Here is a 20,049-nt window from a genome sequence, read left to right on the forward strand (position 1 = left end):
CGGAGACCCTAGCGGGTTTATCCGATTGACGCATCGGTCGAGCGCTTCTAGTTCCCGCCCCTTAGCGACATCGACAATTAACACGGAGTGCCCGCCGCAATGGCCGACGCCTATCCTACGACCGCGTCCAAGGCTCCTGAAGGCGCCACTGGCGTGCTGGTGCTCTCCAGCGGCGAGGTCGTGTGGGGCCGTGGCTTCGGCGCGGAAGGGGCGGCCGTCGGCGAGGTGTGCTTCCACACCGCGATGACGGGCTATCAGGAAATCATGACCGACCCGAGCTTTGCCGGGCAGATGGTCACCTTCACCTTCCCGCACATCGGCAATGTTGGTGCCAATGCCGACGATATCGAGGCGGACAATCCGCATGCGCTCGGGATGATCGTGCGCGAGGACGTGACGGGCCCGAGCAACTTCCGTTCGGTCGAGCGGCTCGATGCGTGGATGGCCAAGCACGGGCGGATCGGGCTTTCGGGGGTCGATACGCGGGCTCTCACGCGGCGGATCCGCGCGGGCGGCGCGCCGAATGCGGTGATCGCGCATGCCGCGGATGGCATGTTCGATGTGGGCGCGTTGCTGGCGATGGCGCAGACGTGGCCTGGGTTGGAGGGCATGGACCTCGCGATCGAAGTGTCCACCGCGATGGATTACGGCTGGGCCGGCGGCGTGTGGAATCTGGGCGCGGGGTACGGGGAGAGCGGTGTCTCGACTTCGCTCGACACGAACGGAGAAGAGAGTGCGCCGCTCAACGCGGACGCGAGCATGTCTCTCCAGCCGTTCGTTTCGAGCGAAGTCGAGAAACCTGCACCCAAGCGCCCCCACGTCGTCGCGATCGACTACGGCTCGAAGCGCAACATCTTCCGCAACCTCGTCGCCGCCGGCGCCGACGTCTCGGTCGTCCCCGCAGGCGCTACCTTCGACGAAGTGATGGCGCTGAACCCCGACGGCATCTTCCTGTCGAACGGCCCCGGCGACCCCGCCGCGACCGGCATCTATGCCGTCCCGGTGATCCGCCAGCTGCTCGAGACCGGCAAGCCGCTGTTCGGCATTTGTCTGGGCCATCAGCTGCTCGGCCTCGCGGTCGGCGCGACCACCACCAAGATGTTCCAGGGCCATCGCGGCGCCAACCATCCGGTGCAGCGTTTGTCCGATGGCGCGGTCGAGATCACCTCGATGAACCACGGCTTCGCGGTCGAGCGCGCGAGCCTGCCGGCGAGCGTGCGCGAGACGCACGTCTCGCTGTTCGACGGCTCAAACGCCGGCCTCGAACTGACCGACCGCCCCGCCTTCAGCGTGCAATATCACCCCGAGGCGAGCCCCGGCCCGCAGGACAGCCTGTATCTGTTCGAGAAGTTCGTGGGAATGCTGGTGTGAAGTGGTCGCTCTCACCGATCTTCCTGCTCGCACTGTGTGCGAACGCAGGGCCGACGTGGGAGGCGTTGTCCATGTCTCAGAAGCAAGTGAGGCTCGATAGGGTCGCATCTGCCTGCCACTTGCCCCGTAGCGTTTTCAAATTGCGCGCAGGGGATGATTTCCATTTTCAGCCGTCTCCGAACGCCAAGTATCGAAACGTGGAATGCGCGTTGACCAAGCTCGAGCAGATCCACGGTCTCCCCAAAATGGGCTTCATCGGTCGCGAAACGTACGAGCCCGAACCCCAGACGAAAGCTCAGCCATGACCCTCCCAGACGTCGATCCCGCCCGGCTCGAAGAAGAATGGAGCGCCGACAAGGAGGTGCTCGCCAGCCTCGCCGAGAATGGCGACCGCTCGGATATCGTCCGCGCCGTGGACGTGAGCTTCCGCGGGTCCGAGCCCGCGCTCGACCGGCTCGAGGAGGATGCCGAGGAACTCGGCTTCGAAGTGATCGAGCGCGAAGAGGATGAGGAGGGCGAAATCTCGCTCTTCCTCGGCTGCGAGCAGACTTCGGACGAAGCCGCGATCCGTGCGCTGACCAAGCGCTGCCTGCAGATCGAACTGATCTACGACGTGGAATATGACGGCTGGGGTTGCACCGCCGAAACCGGACTGATGAGCTGACATGCCAAAACGCACCGACATCACCACCATCCTCGTCATCGGCGCGGGGCCGATCGTCATCGGCCAGGCGTGCGAGTTCGATTATTCGGGCACGCAGGCGATCAAGGCGCTGCGCGAGGAGGGCTATCGCATCGTCCTCGTGAATTCGAACCCGGCGACGATCATGACCGACCCCGAGCTGGTCGGCTGGAGCGAGGCCGAGGGCGCGACCTATATCGAGCCGATCACCCCCGAGATCGTGGCGAAGATCATCGCCAAGGAAGTAGCGGCGCGCCCGAACGACGTGATGGCGCTGCTCCCGACGATGGGCGGGCAGACCGCGCTCAACACCGCGCTCGCTTTGTTCAACGACGGCACGCTCGCGAAATACAATGTCGAGATGATCGGTGCCGATGCCGAGGCGATCGACAAGGCCGAGGACCGGCTGAAGTTCAAGGATGCGATGACCAAGATCGGTCTCGAATCCGCGCGCTCGGCGATCGCGCACACAGTCGAGGAGGCACTCGCCGGGTTGGAGCGCACCGGGCTGCCGGCGATCATCCGGCCGAGCTTCACTATGGGCGGATCGGGCGGCGGCATTGCGTACAATCGCGAGGAATTCCTCAACATCGTGCGCAGCGGGCTCGACCTTTCGCCAACCACCGAAGTGCTGATCGAGGAATCGCTGATCGGCTGGAAGGAATATGAGATGGAAGTCGTGCGCGACCGCGCCGACAATTGCATCATCATTTGTTCGATTGAGAATGTCGATCCGATGGGCGTCCATACGGGCGACTCGATCACCGTCGCGCCCGCGCTGACGCTGACCGACAAGGAATATCAGATCATGCGCAACGCGAGCATCGCGTGCCTGCGCGAGATCGGCGTCGAGACCGGGGGCTCGAACGTGCAGTTCGCGGTCAACCCCAAGGACGGGCGCCTGATCGTGATCGAGATGAACCCGCGCGTGTCGCGTTCCTCTGCGCTGGCGTCGAAGGCGACGGGCTTCCCGATCGCCAAGGTCGCCGCCAAGCTCGCGGTCGGCTACACGCTCGACGAGATCACCAACGACATTACCGGCGCGACGCCGGCCTCGTTCGAACCGACGATCGATTACGTCGTCACCAAGATACCCCGGTTTGCGTTCGAGAAGTTCAAGGGCGCCGAAGCCGTGCTGTCGACCGCGATGAAGTCGGTCGGCGAAGTGATGGCGATCGGCCGCAACATCCATGAATCGATGCAGAAGGCACTCCGCGGGCTCGAGACGGGGCTCTCGGGCTTCAACATCGTCGATCGCCTCGCCGGTGCGCCGCGCGAGGAGATCGAGGCAGCGCTGTCGATCGCGACCCCCGACCGCTTGCTGGTCGCGGCACAAGCGCTGCGCGAGGGCTTCACTGTCGCCGAGGTGCATGCGCTCGCGAAGTACGACCCGTGGTTCCTTGAGCGAATCGCCGAGATCGTCGCGGCCGAGAATGAGGTCTGCACCGATGGCCTGCCGCGCGATGCGGCGGGGATGCGGCGTCTCAAGGCGATGGGCTTCAGCGACAAGCGCCTCGCCTTCCTCGCGCTGCAATCGGCGAATCTGCGCGAGCGCGGCACCGCGCGCGGCGGGCTGATCCACGACGTCGTCCAGATGATGACCGGCGGCACCACCGAGGCCGAGGTGCGCGCGGCGCGCCACAAGCTTGGGGTCCGCCCGGTATTCAAGCGGATCGACACCTGCGCGGCCGAGTTCGACGCCAAGACGCCCTATATGTATTCGACCTACGAAGCGCCGAGCTTCGGCGAGCCAGAGTGCGAGAGCCAGCCGACCGATCGCAAGAAGGTCGTCATCCTCGGCGGCGGTCCGAACCGGATCGGGCAGGGGATCGAGTTCGATTATTGCTGCTGCCACGCCTGCTTCGCGCTGGGCGACGCGGGCTATGAGACGATCATGGTCAACTGCAACCCAGAAACGGTGTCGACCGACTATGATACCTCCGACCGCTTGTACTTCGAGCCGCTGACCGCCGAAGACGTGCTCGAGATCCTGCACGTCGAGATGTCGAACGGGACGCTGCACGGCGTGATCGTCCAGTTCGGCGGGCAGACCCCGCTCAACCTCGCGCAAGCGCTGCAGGATGCCGGGATCCCGATCCTCGGCACCAGCCCCGACGCGATCGATCTCGCCGAGGACCGCGAGCGGTTCGCCGCCCTCATCAACAAGCTCGGCCTGCGCCAGCCCGCCAACGGCCTCGCGCGCAGCCGCGAGGAGGCGATCGTTGCTGCCGAGCGGATCGGCTATCCCGTGCTGATGCGCCCGAGCTACGTGCTCGGCGGCCGCGCGATGGAGATCGTCGACGGGCGTCCGCAGCTCGAGGAATATATCCAGACCGCGGTGCAGGTGTCGGGCGAATCACCCGTGCTCATCGACCAGTATCTGCGTGACGCGATCGAGGTCGATGTAGACGCGATCTCCGACGGCACCGACGTGACGGTGGCGGGCGTGCTCCAGCATATCGAGGAAGCCGGCGTCCATTCGGGGGACAGCGCCTGCTCGATCCCGCCTTACTCGCTCTCGCCTGAGATCATCGCCGAGATCGAGCGGCAAACCATCGCGCTCGCCAAGGCGCTGTCGGTGGTCGGGCTGATGAACATCCAGTTCGCGGTCAAGGACGGCCTAGTCTATCTCATCGAGGTCAATCCGCGCGCCTCGCGCACCGTGCCGTTCGTTGCGAAAGCGATCGGCGCACCGATCGCCAAGATCGCCGCGCGCGTGATGGCGGGCGAGAAGCTCGCCGACCTGCCCAAGATCGACCGTCACATCGACTATTACGCGGTCAAGGAAGCCGTCTTCCCGTTCAACCGCTTCCCCGGTGTCGATCCTGTCCTGTCACCCGAAATGAAAAGCACGGGCGAAGTGATGGGAATCGATCCCGATTTCACGCTCGCCTTCGCCAAGTCGCAATTGGGGGCAGGGACCGTCCTGCCCAAGAGCGGGGCGCTGTTCGTCAGCGTCAAGGATGGCGACAAGCCGGTGATCCTGCCCGGCGTGCGCGCGCTCTCCGCGCATGGCTTCACGATCGTCGCGACCGGCGGGACCGCGGATTACCTCACCGACCACGGCGTCACCGTCGAGCGCGTCAACAAGGTGGCGCAGGGGCGGCCGCACATCGTCGACCGGATCAAGGATGGCGGGATCGACTTGATCTTCAACACCACCGAGGGGTGGCAGAGCCTCAAGGACAGCTCGCCGATCCGCGGCTCGGCGCTCGCGCAGAAGATTCCGTACTTCACCACGGCGCCGGCAAGCGTCGAGGCGGCACAGGCAATCGTCGCGCTTTCGACACGCAGCCTTGAAGTACGGCCGCTGCAATCCTATTATTCGCACTCGCACAAGTAATTCCCCACATCATAACATCGTGCGGGCGGGCCCAGGGCGGGTCGGCCAACCGGGGAATTTTGAAGACGAAGGACGAAGAGGGATGGCTACCGTCGAAAAGATGCCGATGCTGCAAGAGGGTCATGACCGGCTCAATGCGGATCTGAAACGGCTTAAGGCGGAGCGTCCGACCATCGTCGACGCGATCGAGGAAGCGCGTGCGCACGGCGATCTCTCAGAGAACGCCGAATATCACGCCGCCAAGGAGCGCCAGGGCCAGATCGAAGCTTCGATCAGCGACATCGAGGACAAGCTGGCGCGTGCGCAGGTCATCGATCCCAAGGATCTGTCGGGCGACAAGGTGGTGTTCGGCGCGACCGTGACGCTGCTCGACGAGGACGACAAGCCGGTCAAATATCAGATCGTCGGCCAGACCGAGGCCGACGCCAAGGGCGGTCGGATCTCGTACAATTCGCCGCTGGGCCGCGCGCTGATCGGGCGCAAGCTCGAGGACGAGGTCGAAGTGACGGTGCCGTCGGGCGACCGCTACTACGTCGTCTCGAAGATCGAATTCATCTGATTATGTCCCTCTCCCGCTTGCGGGAGAGGGGTAGACGCCGAAGGCGGCGCGGGGTGAGGGCAGTGCTGTTCGCATACAGCCCTCACCCGACCTCGCTGCGCTCGGCCACCCTCTCCCGCAAGCGGGAGAGGGAGTTTAATCACGCCCCCGGCGCGAGCAGTTCGGGCTGCAGCAGGCGGTGCAAATGCACCACGACATACTTCATCTCGGCGTCGTCGACGGTCCGCTGCGCGGCCGCGCGCCAGGCCTTTTCGGCGCTGGCATAATCCGGAAACACCCCGACGATATCGATCGACGACAGATCGTCGAAATCGAGCGTGCGCGGATCAGCGACGCGGCCGCCGAAGACGAGGTGGAGCTTGCTCATGTGCGGTTTCCCGAAATAAAAAGGCGTGGTTCGCGACGTCCTAGTCGCGAACCACGCCTTCGGGAACCGTAGAGGCGGGATTATTCGCCCGTTGGCGCCTTTTTGGCCGCCGACGTGTCGTTGGCGGCGGTCAGCGCTGCAAGCGCTGCGGTCGAGATCGCCTTGATGACGCCCTCGAGGATTCGCGAGGCTTGATCGCGCGCCGAATCACGCGACAGGCCGAGCACGCCGAGCTCGGACTTCGCGGTATCCTTCGCCGCATCGACAGCGCCGTATGCGGTGTTGCTCAGCCGCTGGCCGACGGTGGCAAGCAAGCGCGCCTCCTGCGCGGTGCGCGGGACGAACGCCGCGACGACCGCGCCGAGCGCGATCCCGCCGACGAGCGCCGACATCGGATTGGCTTCGATCCCGCTTGCGGCCTTGCCGGTCAGATCGCGGACCGAAGCGGTCGTCGTATCGAGCGCATGGCTCGCACTCGCGCGTACCGACTCGACGCTCGTCGGCTTGCTCGAGGATGTGGCGTGGGGGTGGGCATCTTTCATCGCTGGGATCCTCTGTGTCATGGGGTGGCGAGCGATTAACTCTCGGTCTTTGAAGCGGTTGCGCGACGGATCAGCTTTGCAATCGGTCCACGCGCGAGGAACAGGCCTAGCAGCCCGAGCCCGACGCCGACCGGCACCGGCTGGCGCTTGGCGGTATCGACCGCGACCGCCATCGCTTCCATGCCGCGCTCCTTGATCGTGTCGGCGACATCCTGCGCCATCACTTGCGGGCTGGCCTTGTGCTGCAACGCGCTGACCGTCGTCGACAGTCGGGCGCGTGCCGCATCCGCGCGGGCTTGGGCCAGCGCGACTTTCGGATCGAGACCGGTCATGCGATCGTCTCCGCGGATCCGAAGATCCGCTTGAAGTGGCGGGTCGCGAGGAACCCGAGCAGGCCGGCGAGCACGAGCGGAATGCCAGCCACGATCGCGGTTGCCGCGACCGGCCCGATGAGCGGCGTCAGGATCATCAGCAAGCCGACGACCAGCGCGGTCGAGCCAAGGCTCGCGAGCAGCAGCGCGACCACGATCAGCACGACGCCGCTCTTGGCCTGGCCGACCTTTGCGCCGACCTTGGCCTTCTGCAAGTCGATCTCGCTGCGAACGACGTCCTGCGCGTCGCCGACGACGCGGGAGAGCAGGGTGGCGATCCCTTCGTCCGCCACCCCGCCCGAGCTAGCTATGTCCTTCATCGGTGCCCCCGAAACGCTTGCGCTCAAGCCTTGTCGTCACGATCGGCGGCGAGCCCGGCCTGCAACAGGCGGACGAGTACGAAACCGACCGCCGCTGCGGTGCCGATCGCGACCGCCGGGCTCTTCTGGACGAAGTCACGCGCGTCCTCGATCAGATCGTCGAGCTGCTTGGCCTTGAGGCCTTCGGAGAAGTCCGAGACCTTAGTTGCGGCGGTACGGGCATAGGCGCCGTATTGCTCGCCGAGCTTTTCATCGACCGTGCCCGCGGCATCGTTGATCATCTTGACGACTTCATCGAGCGCACCGCCAGCGCGGGCCTTGCCGTCCTCGGCATAGCTCTTCGCGCGATCGACGGCTTCCTTGCCGATCTTGCTCGCGCTGTCCTTCAACAGCTGCGACGCAGTCGAGGTCGCCTTGACGGCCTCGTCGGTCGCGGTCTTCGCGGCGTCCTTGGCTGCGTCGAGATGGTCGTGTGCAGTGGTGGAATCGGAGGTGGTAGCCATGACAAGCGCCCTTCGTTGGAATATCGAAACAAGATAACCGGTCAGCGTATCCGCCGGTTCCATCAGATCCACGCGAATTGCCGCGGCGCGTGATAGCCGGTAGAGGCACGCGCGAACCGCTCGTCCATATCGTTAGAAGGATCGTTCCGTGACCGCAATCATCGACATTCATGCCCGCACGATCCTCGACAGTCGCGGCAATCCGACCGTCGAAGTCGATGTGATGCTCGAAGATGGCAGCTTCGGCCGCGCCGCGGTGCCGTCGGGCGCCTCGACCGGCGCACACGAAGCGGTCGAGAAGCGCGACGGCGACAAGAGCCGCTGGGGCGGCAAGGGCGTCGAGGACGCCATCGACGGCGTGAATGGCGAAATCGCCGACGCGGTGATGGGCCTCGAGGCCGAGGATCAGCGCGAGATCGACCAGGTGATGATCGAGCTCGACGGCACCGAGAACAAGAGCCGCCTGGGCGCGAACGCAATCCTCGGCGTCAGCCTCGCGGTCGCCAAGGCTGCGGCCGATGCGCGCACGCTGCCGCTCTATCGTTATGTCGGTGGTGTTTCGGCGCATGTCCTGCCGGTGCCGATGATGAACATCATCAACGGCGGCGAGCATGCCGACAACCCGATCGACTTCCAGGAATTCATGATCGTCCCGGTCGGCGCGACCTCGATGATCGAGGCGGTGCGCTGCGGGTCGGAAATCTTCCATACGCTCAAGAAGGCGCTGCACGACAAGGGTCTGGCGACGTCGGTGGGCGACGAAGGCGGCTTTGCGCCCAACATCGCCTCGACCAACGAAGCGATCGAATTCATCCTGCGCTCGATCGAAACCGCAGGCTACACGCCGGGCGACGACGTGATGCTGGCACTCGATTGCGCCGCGACCGAGTTCTACAAGAACGGCAAGTATGAGATTTCGGGCGAGGGCAAGAGCCTCTCCAGCCACGAAATGGCCGAATATCTTGCCGACCTGACGCGCCGCTACCCGATTTTTTCGATCGAGGACGGTATGGGCGAAGACGATTGGGAGGGCTGGAAAGCACTTACCGACATGGTCGGCGACAAGGTCCAGCTGGTCGGCGACGACCTTTTCGTGACCAATCCGAAGCGCTTGAAGCAGGGCATCGAGACTCGCACGGCGAACTCGCTGCTAGTCAAGGTGAACCAAATCGGTACGCTCACCGAAACGCTCGAAGCCGTATCGATGGCGCAACGAGCGGGCTATACCGCCGTCATGTCGCACCGCTCGGGCGAGACCGAGGACTCGACAATCGCCGATCTGGCTGTCGCGACCAATTGCGGGCAGATCAAGACGGGCAGCCTCGCGCGCTCCGACCGGCTTGCAAAGTACAACCAGCTGATCCGCATCGAGGAGGAGCTCGAGGGGGCTGGCGTGTATGCCGGTCGCTCCATCCTGCGTGCTTAACATGAGGTAAATACGGGCTTGATCCACGAGTCGCGATGAGTCAGAGTCGCGACCGTGGTCAAGAAACGTTCAACCCTCCGCCCGATGCTGCGCCGCGCGATTGCGCCGGCGGCTTTGCTGATCGTCGGTATCTTCTTCGGGGGGTATGCGATCTTCGGGCCGAACGGCGCGCTGGCCTATGGCGATATCGAGCGCCAGTTGGCGGTCAAGCAGCGCGAACTCGCGATGCTGGACCGCAACCGTACCGAATTGAAGAACCGCGTCGAGCTGCTCGATCCGCGGCATGCCGATCCCGATCTGGTTGATGAGCTTGCGCGCAAGGATCTCGGCGTGGCGCATCAGGACGAAGTGATCGTCCCGCTCGACAAGTAGCGCTGCCCTAAAGCCCCTCCCCTAAAGGGGAGGGGCTTTCTTTCACCGCAGCCGCTTATTTCCCCAGAAACGTCAGTAGGTCGTTGGTGAAGCGATCGCTCTCGGTGATCGTCAGGCCGTGCGGCGCGCCGTCATATTCGACGAGCTGTGAGCCGGAGATACCCTTGGCCGCCTGACGCCCGGTCGCATCGATCGGAACGGTCTGGTCGCTCGTGCCGTGGACGATCAGCGTCGGAACGCGGAACGCTGGCAGATCGCCACGGAAGTCGGTGTGGCCGAACGACTGCGCGCAGGCGAGGATCGGCTTGAGCCCGGCGATATTTGTCTGGCTCCACGCCCAGTCGACGGTCTCGCTGCTCACCGGCGACGAGATGAAGCCCATGCCGAGGAACTGCTTGAGGAAAGTCTGGAAGAAGCCGTAGCGATCCTTCTTGATCCCTTCGCCGATGCTGGCGAGCTGGTCCTCGGGAACGCCGTGCGGGTTATCTTCGGTCTTGAGCATGTACGGCACGACCGACGCGATCAGGCCTGCTGCGACGACGCCCTTGCCCTCGTGGCGTGTCATGTAGCGCGCGACTTCGCCGCCGCCCATCGAGAAGCCGACCAGCGTCGCATCCTCGGTCGCGCCGGTCTGCTCGAGCACTTCGGCGAGATCGTCGGTCAACGTGTCATAATCATAGCCGCTCCACGGCTGGCTCGACCGACCGAAGCCGCGGCGATCATAGGCGATCGCGCGGAAACCGGCGTCCGCGAGCGCCATCGCCTGTGCGTCCCAGCTGTCCGAGCTGAGCGGCCAGCCGTGGATCAGGACGACCGGGCGGCCGCTGCCCCAATCCTTGACGTAGAGATCGGTACCATCGCGAGTCTTGATATACGGCATCGGGGCGCTCCTTGAGATGTCGCTAGGCTCAACGATGGCAGACGCTCGGCGTTCCGCAGGGGTGGCGCGATCGGCCACAAGCTGCCAGCTTCGCGCGACCAACGAATCAAAGGATGGGTATGCGCAAGGGTTTGCTGGCGGGGATTGCGGGTCTGGCGTTGATGTCGTGTTCGGCGCAGTCGGCCGAGCCACGGGGCACGATGGCGCCGCTCGCCGCATTGCCGACGACCGACTGGAAGAGCTTCCGCGACACCTTCATCGAGGATTGGTTCAAGATCTCGCCCGCCGATGCGGTGTATCAGGGACGGCATGATTTCGACGGGGGCTTGGGCGACTGGACGCCGGGCGGGCTCAAGCGGCAGGGCGATTTCTTCCGCGAGGCGATCGCCAAGGCCAAGGCGTTCGACGCGACCAAGCTGACCAAGGACGAGGCGTTCGAGCGCGACTATCTGGTGGTGGTCGCCTCGGGCAAACTGTTCTGGCTCGAGGATGCCGATTTCCCGCACAAGAACCCGGCCTGGTACGTCAATGCCGGGCTCGACCCCAACGTCTATATCGCGCGCCATTACACCGATGCGCCGACGCGGATGCGCGCGATGGTCACCTTCCTGCGCAAGATCCCCGACGCGACCGCGCAGATCAAGGCCAACCTCAAGACGCCGATGCCGCTGAGCTACGTCAATTTCGGCGTCGCGGCGTTCAACGGCTTCGGCGATTACTACACCGGCGATGCGAAGAAGGCGTTCGCCGAGGTGAAGAGCCCGGCGCTGCAGGAGGAGTTCGACAAGGCCGCCGCCGCCGCGTCGAAGGCGATGCACGATCTGGGCGCGTGGGTGGAGAGCCAGCGCGGCACCGCGACGCAGGACTTCGCGCTCGGGCCCGATCGCTTCTCGCGGATGGTCAAGCTGACCGAAGGCGTCGACGTGCCGCTCGCCACGCTCGAGGCGGCGGGCAAGGCCGATCTGCTCCGCAACCAGAAGGCGCTCGCCGAGGCGTGTGCGACCTACGCTCCCGGCGCGACGATCCCGGCGTGCATGGCGAAGATGAACGCCAACAAGCCCGCCAATAACGACCCCGTCGCCGAAGCGCGCAAGCAGATCCCCGAACTGCGCGCGTTCGTGACGGCCAATCAGATCGTGACGATCCCCGATCAGGAACAGGCATTGGTCGAGGAGAGCCCGCCCTATAACCGCCAGAACAGCGCGTATATCGACCCGCCCGGGCCGTTCGAGAAGGGTATCCCCTCGGTCTATTACATCTCGCCGCCAGACCCGGCGTGGAGCAAGGCCGAGCAGGACGGCTTCATTCCCGGCAAGATGGACTTGTTGTTCACCACGGTGCACGAAGTGATGCCGGGGCATTTCCTGCAGTTCCGCCATGCCAACGCATCGCCGTCGATCTTCGGGCGGTTGTTCGTCGGCTATGCCTTTGCCGAGGGCTGGGCACATTATTCCGAGGAAATGATGTGGGAGGCCGGGCTCCATAAGGGCGATGCCGAGACGCATATCGGCCAGCTGTCGAACGCGCTGCTGCGCAACTGTCGCTATCTCTCGTCGATCGGGATGCACACCGGAACGATGACGCAAGCCGACTCGCTGAAAATGTTCCAGGAGCAATGCTATCAGGACGCGGGCAATGCCAAGCAGCAGTCGGCGCGGGGGACGTATGATCCGGCCTATCTCAACTACACGATGGGCAAGCTGATGATCCGCAAGCTGCGCGCCGACTGGACCGCTCAGCATGGCGGCCGCGCGAGCTGGAAGGCGTTCCACGACGAGTTCCTGCGCTATGGCGGTCCGCCGATCCCCTTGGTGCGCCAGGCGATGCTCGGGGGCGACGGTAAGGCGGTGTTCTGAGGGCTGCGGTCCCCGGCGAAGGCCAGGGCCCAGTTGCGATGGCCGTCCTCGATGGAGAGGCGCCCGCGATTGCCACCTTCGTTACTGGGCCCCGGCCTTCGCCGGGGTGCGGTCGCGGTTCAGCGCGCCTGCTTGAGCGTCGGCACATCGTCGGCAACTTCGGCCGTCTGCGGATTGCGGATCGACGGGCGCAGCCGCGCGACGCTGCACAGCCCGGCAATCACCGCCAGCCCGACCGACACCAAGGGCGGCACGAACCCTTCGCCGACGCCCAGCGCGAGCAGTAGCGCGACGACGGTCGCCCCCGTCGTCTGCCCGGCAAGCCGCACCGTCGACACCAGGCCGCCCGCCGCCGCGGCGCGCTCGCGTGGGGCCGAGCCGACCACCAGCCGCGCATTGGGCGGCAGGAAGAGCCCGAACCCCGATCCGCACAGCGCCATCCGCCACGCCACGTCGAAATAGCTCGGATCGGCGGGCAGACCCGCGAGCAACAGCAGTGCGCAGATCGACACCACCATCCCGATCCCGCCGAGGATCCCGGCCGGAATGCGATCCGACAGGAAGCCCGACAACGGCGCGACCACCATGTTGGTCAGCGGCCACGGCGCGATCGCCGCCCCGATCGCCGCTGCACTGAACCCCAGCGCATGCAGCCGGAACGGCGTCGAGATCAGCAGTGTCATCGACGCGGTGAAGGCCGTGAACCCGCCGATCGCCGACAAGGCCAGCACCGGCCGCGCGAGCAGGTCGATCGGCAGGATCGGGTCGGTCTCGCCTTTCTCGCGCCGCACGAAAAAATAGCCGATCACGATGCCGAGCAGCACGATCGCGCCCGATACCACCGGGCTGTCGCCATGCACCATCGTCTCGAGCCCGCCGATGATCAGCCCGAACATCGCCGCGCACATCACCGCGCCGATCACGTCGAAGGTCGTCGCGCGGGGCTTGGGGGCGGGGATCGCGCTGCCGAGCGCGAGGCTGGCGATCGCGAACGGGATCGCGCTGGCGAACACCCACGGCCACGGCGCGACCGATAGCACCAGTCCGCCGATCGTCGGCGCAGCGGCCGCCGAGCTCGTCACGACGACCGAATTGATCCCGAGCCCGCGGCCGAGTTGATTGGCGGGGTAGATTTGCCGGATGAGCGCCGAGGCGACGCTCAGCACGCCCGCCGCGCCGATCGCCTGGACGGCACGCACGAGCAGCAGGAACGGCAGGCTCTTGGCAAAGAAGCACAGCAAGGTCGCGACGGTGAAGACCAATTGCCCACCCTGGTAAATCCGCTTGAGACCGACGCGCTCGCCCAGACCGGCGAAGGGCAGCATCAGCATCACCAGCATGACCTGGTAGATCGTGACGACCGCGACGACCGAGCTTTGGTCGACATGCAAGTCGCGAGCGATGGTCGGCAGCGCGACATTGGCGACGCCGCCATCGATGATGACCAGCGCCGAACCGAACGACATAGCGGCGATCGCCAGATAACGGCGGGGGAGGGGGAGTCCGTCGGTCACGATGGTCTGCCTAACGTTTGGCGGCCGGGGGAAGCAAGGCGAACCGATCCGCGACGACGCGGTCCGTCGTCCGCGCGCCAGATCGTGCAAGGCGGCGGAAACTTTCGGTTTCGCGATCGTTGCTTGTTGCAGCGCACCATTTTTGGTACAGCGTTGTCACACGTTCCTTCAATCAGGCGAGTTTGCCATGTCTAACGGTCCCGTCCCAACCGTATTTGAAGCGATCGTCCGCAAGCGCTGCCTGCGTGCAACGTACAACCGCACCGACATCATGCTGGCGCCGCACATCATCTATACGCGGCATGACGATCTGTTCGTCGACGGCGTCGTGCTCGAGCGGGACGGCAAGCCGCCCAAGGAACTCAAGCTCGGCACGTTCAAGCTTGCCGGCCTCAACGGGGTCGGCCTGACCGAGCGCAATTTCGACGCCAACCCGCTCTTTGCGGCAAACGATCCGAAATATAGCGACGCCGCGCTGATGGCGGTCGAAGCCTAAGCGCGAGCCCGCGCCGCCATCGTGCGGCGCAGCACGCCGACCGCCACCAGCGCGGTGATCGCGACCGCCGCACCGGCGATCATGTCGGCGAGATAGTGGGTTCCCTCGATCGGCGTCGACAGCAGCATCGCGCCGTTCAGCACGACGACGGTCCAGCGCAACCGCGCGATCCGCCATCCTGCCGCCATGTAGAGCACCGCGCTGACGGTGTGGAAGCTCGGCGCCGACACGAGCCCGCGCAGCGCACCGAGATCGACCTCGCGCAGCATGTGGTTGCGCAGCGCCGGCAGCAGGTCGGCCTCGTACAACCCGCTTTCGGGCAGATACGGCACGGGGCCGTGCCACAGCGTCGCCAGCGGCCCGAACGCCGGAATATAGCGGAACAGCACCAGCGAGATCACCGCGGCGAGCCAGAAGGTGACGAGGAAGCGGCGCGCCGCGGCGCGATTGCCGCTCACCGCATAATGGCCGAGGATCAGCGCGGGCGTGACGAAGATGCTTTGATACGCCGCCGTGCCGAGGATCTGCAGCGAGCGGTGCGAAGCGACAAGCTGGTACAAAGCCAGCCAATCAAAATGGAGCGCCTGGTCGATGCGCTGCAGCACCGCGTCGACCGAGCCGTGCGTGTCGGCGGACAGCGGATAGGTCGCGACCGCGCCGAGCAGGCCGACCCCCATGAACAGTCCGACCGACTCGGCGAGGTCGCGCCCGATACGGTGCGCGTTGGTGGCCGGATTGCGCGTGAGGAAGCGGATCGCGGCGAGCGTCGCGAAGGCAAGACCGAACAGCAGCGTGCTCGGTGCCAATGGGTCGATCACCATCGCATCGTCGTAGAGCAAGGCGGCAACGCACAGCACGCTCAGCACAAAGCCCAGCGCGATCCAGCGACCCGGAATCAAACCGGGCTGGCGGACCGCATCGAGCCGGAGCGGTGCGGCGATTGCAAAGGGAGAAGTGGTTGGGATCGACACGGGAGACGCCTGCTTGCGAAGACGATTTTCCCGATCGTCGCCTGATGGATGGCCCTACGAAAGGGCCGATACCCACCATGGCGTGAAGACTATGTGACGTCCAGATGACATCCTGTCACGAACGACGGAACGAGCCGGGGGCGCCGCAGACGCGGCACCCCCGACCCGAGCTTAGCGGCAGACCGTCATACGGCGATGATGGCGCCATTCGGTGCGGCACCGACGATGGGTGTTCCAGCCGTTGTGGCGGCCACGGTCACCGCGCCAGTTGCGGTCGCCACGGTCGCCATGATGGTCGAAGCCGCGGTCGCCGCGCTGTTCGTAGCGGCGGTCGTCGCGATGGCCCTGCGCCGAGGCAGCGGTCGTCGACACGCCGATACCGGCGATCATGAGCCCGGCGGCGATGAGGTGGGTGATTTTCATGGAATGTCCTTTCGGCCCGATGATCGGGCGAGACCAGGACAGTACGCGCCACCGTAGCGATGGTTGCTGAATGCGTCCGTTTGGCTAGGTACAGGTTAAAGCGCGATCCCGAGCCGCGGCGCGAGCGCCAGCATCGCGAAGTACAACGCGATCGTCAGCGCGCAGCCAAGCCCGAGCGCGGGCCAGAAGCCGATCCCGGCGCGCAGCAATGCGGGGATGACGAGGAACATCGGCAGCGACGGCAGGATGAACCAGAACGTCGCCTGGACGTGCGCCGCCATGTTGCTGGCATCGGGCTTCTCCCCCCACAGCCACAGCATCCCGAGCACCGAGACGAGCGGCAGCGACGCGATCAGCGCCCAGAAACCCGGGTAGCGTTTGGCGAGCGTCGAGGCGAGCGCGATCAGGATTCCCGAGATCAGCGCCTTCAGGGTGAGGAACAGCATTGCGGCGTTATGCGACGCTCGACGGGTTTACGCCAGCGATCGCCGCACGCGTTACTTGCCCACCCAGTCGGCGATCTCGGCGGCGACTTGATTGGCCGCGGTGTTGAGCGCCTGGCCAACGGGGGCCGCAGCGATCGCCGTCACCGGCACGCGCGCTTCGAAGCGGCGCTTCTCGACGACCTTGCCGCTCGTGCGGATCAGCGACCCGTCAAAGGTCACGACGGCCTGGTTGGTCGCGGCATCGACGCCGAAATTGCGCAATTCGCCCGAGAGGACTGCGCCGGGGTCGGAAAAGGACTGTGCGCTGCTGAGCACGATCCGCCCGGTCCGCGCCGGAACGGTATCGATCAGGAGCCGCACGAACATGCGGTTTGGCGGCTCGACCCACTGCGCGTTGGTGACATAGGCGATCGACGTCTCGCTCGCCTGGACGGGCACGCGCGTGCCGGCAATCGCCTGCGAAGCGCCGGGCACGAGGATCGTGATCGTCGGCGAGGTCGCCGAGGATTGCGTCTGCCCGGCGGGAACGCTCACTGCCGAGGTCAGCGACAGCAGCGAGGGCGGGGGCTTCGCGCCGAAGCTGATGCAGCCAGCGAGTGGCGCAGCGAGCGGGACGGCGACGAGGAGCGCCAGCAGCGTCTTGGAGCGGATCATGGTCACTGTCCCTTTCCGGGCTTGTAATCAGGCAATTTCGGCTGGCCGATCAGCGAGGTCGCGCCGCCGCGGTCGAGCTTCTCGGCAACCGAGGTCAGCGCCTGCGACATCTGGCGCAGATCGTGGACGAGCTGGCCGACCTCGGGGATCGTCTGCTTCGAGAACGCCTGCAGTCCCGGCCGCGCATCGCCGATCGCGGCGTCGAGCGTTTCCATGCTGTGCTGCGCCGACGCGATCGTCTTGTTGAGGTTGCCCATGATCGGATGGATATCCTCCTTGAGCATCCCATTGGTGGTCTGCGCGAGCACTGCAAACTGATCGGCGGCGGCACCGGCCTTCTGGATCGCGGTGCGCGTCTCGGCGAGCGTCGCGGCGATTTCGGGCCCGCGATCGGCGAGCGCCGCGGTCAGCTTGTTGGTGTTGGCGAGGATACCCGCGATCGACTGCTGGTTCTTGTCCGAGAGCATGTCCGACAGCCGCTCGGTCAGCGTCGAGATCCGCTCGAGCAGCTGCGGCGCCGAGCTCAGCAACGCGCCGAGGCCACCGGGCTTGGTCGGAATCGTGGGCACCCCGTTGGGGCAATCGCTCAGCGGGTTCTCGACCGGGCAGGCGATCGCCGGCGCACCCTTGATCGCGCCGTCGAGCTGCACCGTGCTCGTGCCGGTGAAGCTGCCCTGCAGCGTGGCGGTGGTGCCGACGAGGATCGGCACGTCGGGATTGACGCTGATGCGCACGCGGACGAGCTGGGGATCGGGCTTCCACAGCGTGATCTCCTTAACCTGCCCCGACGGCACGCCCGAGAAGGCGACCGCCGACCCCTTCGCCAGGCCGTCGACCGACTGCTTGAAGAAGATGTCATATTCCTTGTCGGTCGCGGTGCCCCAGCGCGCGATCCAGACGAGGAACAGCAGCATGACGGCGAGCAGGATCAGCACGACGCTGCCGACCAGCACATGGTTCGAGCGGGTTTCCATCAGCTTGTGCCCTCAGCTTTCGCCACGTCTTTGTTATGCTGGATCGTCGCGGTCGCGGCGCGACCACGCGGTCCCTTGAAATATTCCTGGATCCACGGATGGTCCAGTGCGAGCAACTCGTCGATCGTCCCGACCGCGATCACCTTCTTGTCGGCAAGCACCGCGACGCGGTCGCAAATCGCGTACAAAGTGTCGAGATCGTGCGTGATCAGGAACACCGTCAGCCCGAGCGTCTTCTGCAGCGAAGCGATCAATTCGTCGAACGCCGCCGCGCCGATCGGATCGAGCCCCGCGGTCGGCTCGTCGAGGAACAGCAGTTCGGGGTCCATCGCCAGCGCGCGGGCGAGCCCGGCGCGCTTGCGCATCCCGCCCGACAGTTCGGCCGGGAATTTGGGGCCGGCATCGGCGGGCAGGCCCGTCATCACGACCTTATAGGCGGCGATTTCATCGAGCAGCGCCGGATCGAGCCCGGGATAGAATTCGCGCAGCGGCACCTGGACGTTCTCGGCAACGGTCAGCGTCGAGAACAGCGCACCGCCCTGGAACAGCACGCCCCAGCGCTTGGTCAGGTTGGTGAGCTCGGTTTCCTCGCGCTCGATCGTCGATTCGCCGAACACCTCGATTTCGCCCGCCATCGGGGTCTGCAGCCCGATGATCGAACGCATCAGCACCGATTTGCCGGTGCCCGACCCGCCGACCACGCCGAAAATCTCGCCGCGCCGGACGCTCAGATCGAGCCCGTCATGGACGATCTGCTCGCCAAAGCCGTTCTTGAGGCCGCGCACGACGATGACGTCGTCGGCCTGCTTTTTGCCGTCGCGTTCGGTCTGCGTCATATCCAGCCGATCGAAGTGAAGAAGACCGCGAAGAACGCATCGATCACGATCACAAGGAAGATCGCCTGGACGACGGCGGCGGTGGTCCGCGTGCCGACCTGTTCGGCGTCGCTCTCGACCAGCATCCCCTGGAAGCAGCCCGCGACCGCGATGATCAGCCCGAACACCGGCGCCTTGACCAGCCCGACATAGAGGTCAGTGATCGGCACGACTTCGCGCAACCGCTGGATGAAGGTGACCGGCGGAATGCCGAGCGTGATCCAGCACAGCAGACCGCCGCCGATGATCGTCACGATCGACGCGTACATGCCGAGCAGCGGCATCATGATGACGGTCGCGAGCACGCGCGGCAGGACCAGCGCTTCCATCGGCGAGACGCCGATCGTGCGCATCGCATCGACTTCCTCGGTCAGCTTCATCGTGCCGATCTGCGCGGCGAACGCCGATCCCGAACGACCGGCGACCATGATCGCGGTCATCAGCACGCCGAGCTCGCGCAGCGTGATTCGCCCGACCAGATTGATCGTCAGGAATTCGGCGCCGAACTGCTGCAGCTGCACCGCGCCCTGCTGCGCAATGACGATCCCGATCAGGAAGCTCATCAGCCCGACGATCGCGAGCGCGTTGACGCCGACGACTTCGAAGCGCTGGACGACAGCGTTGAAGCGGAAGCGCTTGGGATGCGTCACGACGTGCCAGAAGGCGATCAGCGTCGCGCCCAGGAACCCGAGCAACCCGTACAGCGTGTGCCCGGTCGTCACGACGGCATCGCCGATCTCGCCGACCATCCGCGTGAACGAGCCCGCAGTGGCGGGGCGCATCGCAACGGGCTGATCGGCCGCGGCGACCTGCGCGAGCAAATGTTCGCCATCGGCATCGAGGCCGGTGATTTCGGCGTCGTGCTCGGCGGCAAAACGGTGGACGAGCCACGCCCCAACGGTATCGATTCGCTCGATTTCACTGAGATCGACGCTCGACACCGTGCCGTCGAAAGCGCGCAGGCGCTCGGGCAAGTCACCGATATTCGCCAAAGAAAGGCTACCGGTGAAGCGAACGACGTCGGTATCGTTGGAGAAGGCGGCCATTTCGGTCATCTGGCGCCTTCTCTGCTGCAATCGGGCTGGATCGGCAAGGCTCCTGCGG

Annotated in this window: 22 protein-coding genes; 8 read left to right on the plus strand and 14 right to left on the minus strand. The window is 65.4% G+C overall.

The genetic code is table 11. The features are described 5' to 3' along the window. The first annotated feature begins 99 nt into the window (after window positions 1–99). The 4 genes from carA to greA all read left to right on the plus strand — a co-directional run bounded on the left by carA (window position 100) and on the right by greA (window position 5,955). The gene (carA, locus tag QN347_RS04605) at window positions 100–1,371 is read left to right on the plus strand and encodes a glutamine-hydrolyzing carbamoyl-phosphate synthase small subunit (RefSeq protein ID WP_322159707.1); all 1,272 of its coding nucleotides are present in this window, start codon (window positions 100–102) and stop codon (window positions 1,369–1,371) included. 301 nt (window positions 1,372–1,672) lie between these two features. Next, entirely contained in the window at window positions 1,673–2,035 is a 363-nt protein-coding gene (locus QN347_RS04610; RefSeq protein ID WP_133187267.1) for a ribonuclease E inhibitor RraB, read from the plus strand. A gap of 1 nt (window position 2,036) precedes the next feature. After that, window positions 2,037–5,396 (plus strand): carbamoyl-phosphate synthase large subunit, encoded by a 3,360-nt coding sequence (carB, locus tag QN347_RS04615; protein WP_322159705.1) that lies wholly within the window; start codon window positions 2,037–2,039, stop codon window positions 5,394–5,396. An 82-nt stretch (window positions 5,397–5,478) separates the two neighbouring features. Then, complete coding sequence (gene greA / locus QN347_RS04620) at window positions 5,479–5,955, plus strand: transcription elongation factor GreA (RefSeq protein ID WP_133187271.1); 477 nt, start codon at window positions 5,479–5,481, stop codon at window positions 5,953–5,955. A 139-nt stretch (window positions 5,956–6,094) separates the two neighbouring features. Here greA and QN347_RS04625 read toward each other — a convergent pair whose 3' ends face one another. The 5 genes from QN347_RS04625 to QN347_RS04645 form a co-directional block, all read right to left on the minus strand. After that, a complete protein-coding gene (locus tag QN347_RS04625) occupies window positions 6,095–6,322 on the minus strand; it encodes a DUF4170 domain-containing protein (protein WP_322159703.1) in 228 nt (75 codons plus the stop codon). 80 nt (window positions 6,323–6,402) lie between these two features. After that, window positions 6,403–6,864: a hypothetical protein gene (locus QN347_RS04630; RefSeq protein ID WP_322159701.1), complete on the minus strand. Its 462-nt coding sequence runs from the start codon at window positions 6,862–6,864 to the stop codon at window positions 6,403–6,405. A 35-nt stretch (window positions 6,865–6,899) separates the two neighbouring features. Then, window positions 6,900–7,196, minus strand: coding sequence for a DUF3618 domain-containing protein (locus QN347_RS04635; protein WP_322159699.1), 297 nt, complete (start codon window positions 7,194–7,196; stop codon window positions 6,900–6,902). After that, complete coding sequence (locus tag QN347_RS04640) at window positions 7,193–7,555, minus strand: phage holin family protein (protein WP_322159697.1); 363 nt, start codon at window positions 7,553–7,555, stop codon at window positions 7,193–7,195. Before QN347_RS04640 ends, QN347_RS04635 begins: the two co-directional genes overlap by 4 nt. 23 nt (window positions 7,556–7,578) lie before the next feature. Continuing rightward, window positions 7,579–8,058 (minus strand): hypothetical protein, encoded by a 480-nt coding sequence (locus QN347_RS04645; RefSeq protein ID WP_133187279.1) that lies wholly within the window; start codon window positions 8,056–8,058, stop codon window positions 7,579–7,581. A gap of 148 nt (window positions 8,059–8,206) precedes the next feature. Here QN347_RS04645 and eno point away from each other — a divergent pair, with 148 nt between their 5' ends. Beyond that, on the plus strand, window positions 8,207–9,484 hold the full coding sequence (eno, locus tag QN347_RS04650) for a phosphopyruvate hydratase (protein ID WP_189676826.1): 1,278 nt from the start codon (window positions 8,207–8,209) through the stop codon (window positions 9,482–9,484). An 84-nt stretch (window positions 9,485–9,568) separates the two neighbouring features. Continuing rightward, on the plus strand, window positions 9,569–9,856 hold the full coding sequence (locus QN347_RS04655) for an FtsB family cell division protein (RefSeq protein ID WP_133187283.1): 288 nt from the start codon (window positions 9,569–9,571) through the stop codon (window positions 9,854–9,856). A 55-nt stretch (window positions 9,857–9,911) separates the two neighbouring features. Here QN347_RS04655 and QN347_RS04660 read toward each other — a convergent pair whose 3' ends face one another. Next, window positions 9,912–10,736, minus strand: a complete 825-nt coding sequence (locus QN347_RS04660; protein WP_322159695.1) for an alpha/beta hydrolase — start codon at window positions 10,734–10,736, stop codon at window positions 9,912–9,914. A 119-nt stretch (window positions 10,737–10,855) separates the two neighbouring features. Between QN347_RS04660 and QN347_RS04665 the strand changes: the two genes are divergently transcribed. Continuing rightward, the gene (locus QN347_RS04665; RefSeq protein WP_322159694.1) at window positions 10,856–12,592 is read left to right on the plus strand and encodes a DUF885 domain-containing protein; all 1,737 of its coding nucleotides are present in this window, start codon (window positions 10,856–10,858) and stop codon (window positions 12,590–12,592) included. Window positions 12,593–12,711: 119 nt separating this feature from the next. Here the strand turns inward: QN347_RS04665 and QN347_RS04670 are convergent, their stop codons facing one another. Further along, the gene (locus QN347_RS04670) at window positions 12,712–14,106 is read right to left on the minus strand and encodes an MFS transporter (RefSeq protein ID WP_322159692.1); all 1,395 of its coding nucleotides are present in this window, start codon (window positions 14,104–14,106) and stop codon (window positions 12,712–12,714) included. A gap of 187 nt (window positions 14,107–14,293) precedes the next feature. On the opposite strand from QN347_RS04670, the gene QN347_RS04675 reads away from it, so the two are divergent. Continuing rightward, window positions 14,294–14,602: a hypothetical protein gene (locus QN347_RS04675; RefSeq protein ID WP_133187291.1), complete on the plus strand. Its 309-nt coding sequence runs from the start codon at window positions 14,294–14,296 to the stop codon at window positions 14,600–14,602. Here QN347_RS04675 and QN347_RS04680 read toward each other — a convergent pair. The 7 genes from QN347_RS04680 to QN347_RS04710 all read right to left on the minus strand — a co-directional run bounded on the left by QN347_RS04680 (window position 14,599) and on the right by QN347_RS04710 (window position 20,000). Further along, a complete protein-coding gene (locus QN347_RS04680) occupies window positions 14,599–15,573 on the minus strand; it encodes a phosphatase PAP2 family protein (RefSeq protein ID WP_322159690.1) in 975 nt (324 codons plus the stop codon). The two genes, QN347_RS04675 and QN347_RS04680, sit on opposite strands and share 4 nt — an antisense overlap. Before the next feature lie 171 nt (window positions 15,574–15,744). Continuing rightward, window positions 15,745–15,996, minus strand: coding sequence for a hypothetical protein (locus QN347_RS04685; RefSeq protein ID WP_322159688.1), 252 nt, complete (start codon window positions 15,994–15,996; stop codon window positions 15,745–15,747). A gap of 95 nt (window positions 15,997–16,091) precedes the next feature. Then, window positions 16,092–16,442 (minus strand): DUF3147 family protein, encoded by a 351-nt coding sequence (locus QN347_RS04690; RefSeq protein WP_322159686.1) that lies wholly within the window; start codon window positions 16,440–16,442, stop codon window positions 16,092–16,094. Between the two features lie 51 nt (window positions 16,443–16,493). Beyond that, window positions 16,494–17,102: an ABC-type transport auxiliary lipoprotein family protein gene (locus QN347_RS04695; RefSeq protein ID WP_322159684.1), complete on the minus strand. Its 609-nt coding sequence runs from the start codon at window positions 17,100–17,102 to the stop codon at window positions 16,494–16,496. Beyond that, window positions 17,099–18,070: an MlaD family protein gene (locus QN347_RS04700; protein ID WP_189676833.1), complete on the minus strand. Its 972-nt coding sequence runs from the start codon at window positions 18,068–18,070 to the stop codon at window positions 17,099–17,101. Before QN347_RS04700 ends, QN347_RS04695 begins: the two co-directional genes overlap by 4 nt. Continuing rightward, window positions 18,070–18,906: an ABC transporter ATP-binding protein gene (locus QN347_RS04705; protein WP_322159683.1), complete on the minus strand. Its 837-nt coding sequence runs from the start codon at window positions 18,904–18,906 to the stop codon at window positions 18,070–18,072. Before QN347_RS04705 ends, QN347_RS04700 begins: the two co-directional genes overlap by 1 nt. Next, window positions 18,903–20,000 (minus strand): ABC transporter permease, encoded by a 1,098-nt coding sequence (locus QN347_RS04710; RefSeq protein ID WP_133187303.1) that lies wholly within the window; start codon window positions 19,998–20,000, stop codon window positions 18,903–18,905. Before QN347_RS04710 ends, QN347_RS04705 begins: the two co-directional genes overlap by 4 nt. Between the last annotated feature and the right edge of the window lie 49 nt (window positions 20,001–20,049).

It is taken from the genome of Sphingomonas sp. 10B4 (assembly GCF_035019905.1).
Lineage (GTDB): Bacteria > Pseudomonadota > Alphaproteobacteria > Sphingomonadales > Sphingomonadaceae > Sphingomonas > Sphingomonas glacialis.